Annotated in this window: 6 protein-coding genes; 2 read left to right on the top strand and 4 right to left on the bottom strand. The window is 28.9% G+C overall.

All coding sequences use genetic code 11. The features are described from left to right. Window positions 1–230 (top strand): transposase domain-containing protein (locus EIC27_RS08255; protein ID WP_205702304.1); only part of this gene is annotated, 230 nt, incomplete at its 5' end. A gap of 165 nt (window positions 231–395) precedes the next feature. Here the strand turns inward: EIC27_RS08255 and EIC27_RS04720 are convergent. Next, the gene (locus EIC27_RS04720; RefSeq protein ID WP_126044969.1) at window positions 396–1,211 is read right to left on the bottom strand and encodes a response regulator; all 816 of its coding nucleotides are present in this window, start codon (window positions 1,209–1,211) and stop codon (window positions 396–398) included. A gap of 273 nt (window positions 1,212–1,484) precedes the next feature. On the opposite strand from EIC27_RS04720, the gene EIC27_RS04715 reads away from it, so the two are divergent. Continuing rightward, window positions 1,485–3,473, top strand: a complete 1,989-nt coding sequence (locus EIC27_RS04715) for an MFS transporter (protein ID WP_126044968.1) — start codon at window positions 1,485–1,487, stop codon at window positions 3,471–3,473. Window positions 3,474–3,589: 116 nt separating this feature from the next. Here the strand turns inward: EIC27_RS04715 and EIC27_RS04710 are convergent, their stop codons facing one another. The 3 genes from EIC27_RS04710 to EIC27_RS07290 all read right to left on the bottom strand — a co-directional run. Continuing rightward, complete coding sequence (locus EIC27_RS04710) at window positions 3,590–5,170, bottom strand: hypothetical protein (protein WP_126044967.1); 1,581 nt, start codon at window positions 5,168–5,170, stop codon at window positions 3,590–3,592. A 109-nt stretch (window positions 5,171–5,279) separates the two neighbouring features. After that, window positions 5,280–7,352: an SEL1-like repeat protein gene (locus EIC27_RS04705; RefSeq protein WP_126044966.1), complete on the bottom strand. Its 2,073-nt coding sequence runs from the start codon at window positions 7,350–7,352 to the stop codon at window positions 5,280–5,282. A 13-nt stretch (window positions 7,353–7,365) separates the two neighbouring features. Beyond that, the coding region (locus EIC27_RS07290; protein ID WP_162298338.1) for a hypothetical protein at window positions 7,366–7,764 on the bottom strand (399 nt) is incomplete at its 5' end.

Raw genomic sequence — 7,764 nt, 5'->3', positions numbered from 1 at the left:
GTATAAAACCATTTGCAGTTGGCAGAAAAAATTGGATGTTCTGTGCAACAACTAAGGGTGCTAAAGCTAGTGCAAATATTTATAGTATTATTGAAACTTGCAAAGTAAATAAGATTAATCCTTATGATTATTTAAAATATTTGCTGAATCATATTCATGATTATTCTGATCCAAAAGAGTTAGTAAATTTACTTCCATATAATATTGATAAAAAAATATCATCAAATTAAATTTTTTTTAGAATTATCAAAAAACTTAAGAAACCCAAAGAAAGGCGGATAATACTTGTCAAGATGGGGATATTTTAGCGTTTACTTTGATTCAGCTCAATATAATATCCGATACGGGATTTTATGAGTCAATCCTTTGTGCATTTAATAATTTTTATTTGACTTCTAAGACGGTATCACTGCCTTATATACTGAATGAGATGCTGATCCATATTCAGCTATACTATGCATTTTACTTGTTCTAATTTGAATCTCCATCTTTTTTTTAAAAGGACCGATAATAACTATATGTATTGATTGATAGCCATTATTTTTTGGATGCTTTATATAGTCCTTAATTCTTTTATCTGAATAAAAGTATTTTTTATGAAGAAGTTCTAATGCTTCGTAACAATTTTTTACAGTTCTTACTATTATTCTAAATCCTAAAATATCGTTTATGTTATTTAAAAAATTAGGACTTTTATTTAATTTACTATAAATAGAAGTTATAGATTTTATTCTTCCTGTTATAGTTAATAAATTTACACCTAAATCTAATAAGGTAATTTTTAATTCCACAATAATATCAGTGTATAATTTCATAGCAGCTTCTCTCGAATGTCTTAGTTCATTCAATTCCTCTGCTTTTTTTATAATCTCTTTAAACGAAGTAGAATTATTAAATATATAATCAAAAACATCATATTGCACATTATCTTTGTAATCTATAAGATTTCCTTGAGTATACAGGACAATCGGTATGTTTTTATATTTTTTTACCATTTTAAAGTTCACAGCTAATGCCAATCCATTAACTAGTGGCATATTATAGTCTGTTATTACAATATCCACAGTATATGATTCAGTTTGAAGAATGTCTAATGCATCTTGACCATCTGTTGCTGTAACGACATCAAAACCAGCATTTGACGCAATATTCGATAACAAATTTCTAACGAATATATTATCATCAACTATTAATATAACTTTATTTCTCATACCTTTCCCAATTCCCAAAATTTATAATTTTGTTGCAAATACAAATAAATATTAAAAAATTCTTTAGAAGAAGTCAATTTTTAAATAGAAGAATTTAAGGGCAATGATACTGTCTCAAAAGTCCTTAATTAACATATATATATATTCTTTTAACGAAATTTAATTGCAATTTAATTAATATTGTGAATATTATTTAATAGCTTGGATGGTCTGAAAGTTACTTAATTTAGATGAGAATGGCTAAGCAACACATGAACTATATTGAAAGCAAAAATGCAAAATCAGAAAGCACAAAAGAGCTTAACTAAGAAAGAGAAAGAGGTTGTAGGACTGCTTTCAATTGGAACTTTTCTGGAGTATTTTGACTTAATGCTGTATGTGCATATGGCGGTTCTGCTAAATGAATTGTTTTTTCCTCAAGGTGATAAGGTTATAGCTGAGATATTGGCTATATTTACTTTTTGCTCAACCTTTATTTTGAGGCCAGTTGGCGGAGTAATAATTGGTTGGATTGGTGATCAAGTAGGTCGTAAAAATACAATTATTATCACCACTCTATTGATGTCAGTGTGCTGTTTAGTTATGGCAAATTTAGGAACATATGATGAGATAGGTATAGTTGCGAGTATAGGCATTATCACATGCAGAATTTTACAAGGCTTCACTTCTATGGGAGAGATAGTAGGAGCTCAAATTTATCTAACAGAGACTTTAAAACAGCCTTATAGATATATATGCTCTAATATTATTAATATCAACTCAAAGCTAGGAGGTTTTTTTGCATTAACAATAGCCTCTATTTCTCTTTCTATTGCTTTTAATTGGAGGGCAGCTTTTATGATAGGTGCTGTCATTGCTATAGTAGGTATAGTAGCACGAACTAGACTAAGAGAAACAGCAGAATTTACAAATTACAAACGAAGATACAAGTCTGATAATAAAGTAGGTGCTAAAAGCAAAATAAAATACAAAATTGATAAGAAAGCAGTTTTTTCCTATTTTTTTCTTCATTTACCTTTTGCTTTTTGCTTTTACACTGCATTTATTTACACTGGTGCTTTCATGAAAGAATCTATGGGAATGTCTTCAGAAGATGTGATATCCCAAAATTTAAAATTAAATATTCTTTTTGTAGTAGCTCTAATAATAGTTTCATTTTTTATTAAGAAATACCATCCACTAAGATTAGCAAAAATTAACACAATATTATCCTTAATTTTATTAATATTTATTCCTTTTTGGTTTAACAATGTTTCAAGTTTATTATCATTATCACTACTGCAGCTAGCTATCCTTTCTTTTGAATTTACAGTAAGCGTTGCTGCAATAACATCATTTAAACATATTGCTATACCAAAACGTTTTACATTTGTTGCTATTGCATTTGGTATGTCTGGTGCTATTGGATACGGGTTTGCACCTATTATATTAACTTTTATTAGTAAATACATAGGACACTACGCTATATGGATTGCATTCATACTAGTTATAATTCCATATTGGTATGCTTTAAACTATATTAAGAAATTAGAAATTAAAAAAGGTAACTATAACCACTATCCATATAAAGATGAAGATGTTGAAGAAGATGTATATGCATATAATTATGCATTAAGAGAGGAATATAAAGCATATCAAAAAGAGTGTAAATACTCAAAGAAGCTAATAGATATGTTAAAATCTCTTAACAAAACTGCAAGACAAGAAGTAAATATCAAATTAATAGAAAAAGCCATTGTATTTGCTAAAAAGTGGCATGCTGTACAAAAAAGAAAAACAGGAGAGCCATACTATACGCATCCACTAGCAGTAGCAATGATGACAGCACAGTATAAATTTAAAACACATATAATAGTTGCTGCAATACTTCATGATGTAGTTGAGGATAGTGATTGCACAGTAGAGTTAATAGCAAAAGAATTTAATCCAAGAATAGCAGATATAGTTGGATTATTAACCAGAGAATATAAAGATAAAAAGCTAACGATAGCAGAATCAATCAAGAAAATATTTGATGCAACGGATTATGATGCACTACTGATTAAAGGACTAGATAGGGTGCATAATTTGCAAACAATAGGAGGAATGGAGTCAAAGAAGCAAAAAGAAATAGCAGAAGAAACTATATATGAAATAGCAAGTATAGCAGCATATGCAGTAGATGATTTAAATATCAACGATAAAAGGAAGTTAGAAAGGAAGCTATATAAGCTCAGCAATAGAACTCTTAAGACGGTATCAGACCGTATAAATAGGGGTTAATTTGCTTGACGTTTTTAAGAGGGGTCAAATAGATTGACTTTTTTTCTCTACGGAGGTCAAAATAGTTTGGCTGTTAACAATTTGCCACTTTAAATATCAAAGAGCCCACATACCCTTTAAAAATTTAGATTTATAGAGAAGGAAACACCTTTTTGCGCGTTATTGATTTGCCAATAAGAAAAATTTAAGTTAGCTTTATTATATACTTTATTTTTTGGCACTAGAGTCACACCCACTACCTTTTGTAGTTTATTTTTTGTATTTTTATTTAGTTTTTTATTATTTATACCATATCCTAATATACTAATATAGTTCAAACTAAAACTAGGGATTATATATTTAAAAGTTCTACCTGGTGCATCTATTGTTTTTCCCATTTTTAGCTCACTATTATAATATTTTGCTTTATAATCATCATTCATCTTTCTATCACCATACATAAGAAGTGAATTAAAAAAATAATCCTTAAAATCCTTCTTATAAAAAACAGCAGCTACAGTATTTCTATACTTTTCATTAAAACTAAATTCATTGCCTAGATAAAATGATACCCCTAGTTCATGAAGTCGAATAATTGTATAAATATTATTTATATTATAAATATGATTTTTTTCTAGTCCAAAGTTATGTCGATATTTTGCGTAACGATTTGCATAACCAACTGTATATTCTTTATTATGATCATTTAATGTGGTATAATTTATACTTAGCACTAAATTAGAAGAAGAGTAATTTCTATACTTATTATTCTCATTAGTTAACTCATTATTTACAAAATTATTAAGGTTATCTAATCCATGAATATCGGCTAAATAATCATAATTATCGTATGAAACACTGGTGCTGATAAATTTAGTAGGGCTGACCTCAAACAATTTAGTATATTTTATCTTATGCTGGTTATTACTGCTGTAATTACTCTTTAACTCATAATCTAATCTGCTATTTTTAAACCATTGATCTTTATATTTGATTGAGAAATTATTATGGTATAAAAATCCATCTTTGCTATCCTGAGATAATAAAGCTTTTTGTTCTGAGTTTAGATCAAAATTAGCTGATATATTAGTTTTTATAAAAGATAATGTTGCACAACATTGATGCAAAAAATTTTTATCGCTGCAGTTATTAGGGATTAGATTAATAGAATTAGGGTATAGCATACGGTTTATAAAATGAACGTATTCCAATATTTTATTTTCATCAAAAGGCTTTATATTCTCTAAGTAAGTTGCATATCTTTTTAGTATCCCATCATAATAATCAGAACCTGACGGAATAATTTTTAACTGTATAGAGTTACACTGTTTATAAAAATGATTACCTAAATAATAAACTAGTTTTTCAGATTTATTACTTATTTCACTGCCTAAAAAACACTCTCTTACATCTTGAATTGACTCTAAAACAGAGGTATTTAGCTTATTATCTATTATTTGATTTAAATTTTTATGCTCTGGAATACATTGGGGATTGCTCGGAGTATCGGTTTTTTTTTCATCGCATATTTCTTGTTTTGTTAATGCTGCATCTTTTAGTTTAATGCCGCGATATAAACAAATAGGCTTTGCTGAACAATCTTTTTGGGGGTAAACTGCTAAAAATAATGGATGATTAAGTGCACATACCTCTTCCTTTGTCATAACAGCAAAACCTCGTATTGAATTAAGACCAGTCTCAGATCCATTAATCCTCACTCTAGGGCTTTTAAATTTTGGCTGAAAGAAGGCAACATATCTATATTCATTATTATAGGCAAAAGTAGGGCTTACAAATACGCATATAGTAAAAAATATTGCGATGCTTTTATAGTTCTTCTGTGTACAACTCGCATTGTTCTTTGCCGCAAAGAGTTTTTTGATAATTTGACATTTGATCATGTAATTGTTTATCACGATTAGTACAAATTTCATCTGGATCAAACGCTGTTTCATAATATCTGCAAGCATAGTCATAATCTACTTCAACACTTAAGTCCTTGATCATCATTAAGCCACTATATATTTTGGCAAAATACTCTGACTCTTTTATACAATTTGCTGGAAAGTATAGGTGCAAATCAACATTATTGTGGTTATGTTTCTTCAAAAGAATTTCTATCGATTCTTTCAAGAATGTACTGCAAGCAGATTTTTGTAACTCTGACTCAGTAAATTTTATGATTACCTCGAGAGCAGAATCAACTCCTTTTCTGTTGCCAAGTTCTAGATAATGAAGAGCCAAGGAATGCTTGATTTCCCCACCTCCTCCTGCTTCGATGGCTTTGTGCATATATTTTTCGAATTGTTCTTGGCGATCAAATTTAACTACCCCTTCAAAAACTATACTTTCTTTTGACAATATTGCTATATGCTCATAATATTTTGCTTTATCGTAAATGCCATCAGACATTTTACTTACATCTTGAGATATTTTTTCGATAATTTTATCTCTAAAACTTTGAGCAACATCACATTGGATTTCTGACGGTTTTTCATGTTTTGCTCGAATACCTGTGTCCCATGACCAAAATTTCCACCATGATGTAGAAGATACACCTTCCTGTTTAAGATCCCCCTTTTTTAAATGTTCTTTATACAGCTGTACTGTCCTAAAATCTTCCTCACCGTATCCAGCTGGTAATTTATCAGGATGAGTATGGAAAGACAGTAATTTTAGAAGTTTTTTAGTATCCTGGTTATCACTCTTATAGTCAGTTTGTACTAGCAAATTATATATCTCCTTATTTTCCTTTATATATTCCTTCTCTAAAAGTTTTTCAAAGTTTTGCAACACTTTTTGTGGATTGATTATCTTATGAGAACTTCCTCCTAAGGAACTTTTATCATTGATACAATTTTCTAATATTTGATTGGTGTCGTATACTAGTTTGTTTAATAATTCTATATGTGCATCTAAATAAATATTTGAAACACTTTCTAGCATTTCCCATTCTGTTATGTCATTTAGGTCATATGGCTTATCTTTTACAATATTGTATGAAAAATAAAATTTACCACAAGGATTATCTTTATTAATCAACTTCTGTAATATTTCATTAGAGTCATCAATAGATTGTTCATAAAACTTTCCTTCCCTCAATAAAATTGCCTTTAAGCACATTGCATTTTCATGCTCTGTCTCACTCAAGTCATTTAACATCTTGGTAGATTCTTCTTGATCCTTGCCCTGGCTCAAATTAATCTGCACTAAATGATATTTAGCATCATCATTGACATTCCTTATTTTTAGATATAGATCTTTTGCCTTAAGTAAATCTTGTTGCACACCAATGCCATAATGATATCCATGGGCTAGCTCAAAAAGCGCATAATGATCATTATAAGCTTTCCATGTAAATATCAATAAATTTTCTATCACCATATTAGTGACTTGTTTATCTTTTTCCAAACTCTTGCTTTTATAAAATATAGCACAAGCAGGTAATAATTCTGCAAAATGTTTATTTGAGCTCAATGAGCTTGGAATTTTATTTTGTATTTTTTTAGATAAGAACAAACAGAATTTATTTACGTCATCATTTTGCAGGTCATTTTTTATCAAATATTTTATAGACTCTACAGTGAAATCATCGATATTTTCTTTTTGAAACTTTATATTTTCTTTTTGAAACTTTAGTATAAAAGAAGAGTGAACTGCTTGTTCATTACCAATTATTCTTAACAGTTTATTTTTAATATCTGCGATATCTTTAGTTACAGCAATAGTATTAGGAATTTTTTCAAGTATTTCCTGCGCTAGCTCTATATCATTGTGACATCCTGGATTAACAAGTTTATTTAAAAACTTGATGATTATTTTTTGATTATTTACTTGTTTGAAGATATTTTTTTTATCTCCATCATTAAAATTCAGACAATTTTTACTTTTTTCGGTCATTTTTATTTTATGTTTAAGTTATAATTATATACTCTATGTTAGGACAAAAATCTTGATAGGGAACAGAATTAAATATTTCTAAGCACTGCAGCAGGAACAAGGTTTGCTCAGGTCCATCTCCTGATAAAGACAGACATGTACTGAATTGGTAGTTTGGAGGAACTGTTTTTAGATGATTGCATTCCTCAATATTATGATTATAGACATTTATCATAATATCTTTAAATTCTTCAGCATGTTTATCAAAAATATTTTGAACATGTGGATTAACTTTAGTTACACCAGATTCCTTATCCCGTATAAAAACTTTAAGTGGCTTTTTTCCCAATTTTGAGTCATAATACTCAAACAAATTCAACACATCATTCGAAGTGTATCCTTTTATAGTTGTATGATTTTCATGGTCAACGCC

The sequence above is a fragment of the Candidatus Aquarickettsia rohweri genome (genome assembly GCF_003953955.1).
In the GTDB taxonomy this organism is placed as follows: Bacteria; Pseudomonadota; Alphaproteobacteria; order Rickettsiales; family Midichloriaceae; genus Aquirickettsia; species Aquirickettsia rohweri.
The sequence above is the reverse complement of the archived record's forward strand: the minus strand, read 5'-3'. Positions and strand labels throughout refer to the sequence as shown.

Coding starts and splice junctions, on each gene's coding strand:
- EIC27_RS04720 (WP_126044969.1), bottom strand. CDS start 1,211: ATGAGAAATAAAGTTATATTAATAGTTGATGATAATATATTCGTTAGA.
- EIC27_RS04715 (WP_126044968.1), top strand. CDS start 1,485: ATGCAAAATCAGAAAGCACAAAAGAGCTTAACTAAGAAAGAGAAAGAG.
- EIC27_RS04705 (WP_126044966.1), bottom strand. CDS start 7,352: ATGACCGAAAAAAGTAAAAATTGTCTGAATTTTAATGATGGAGATAAA.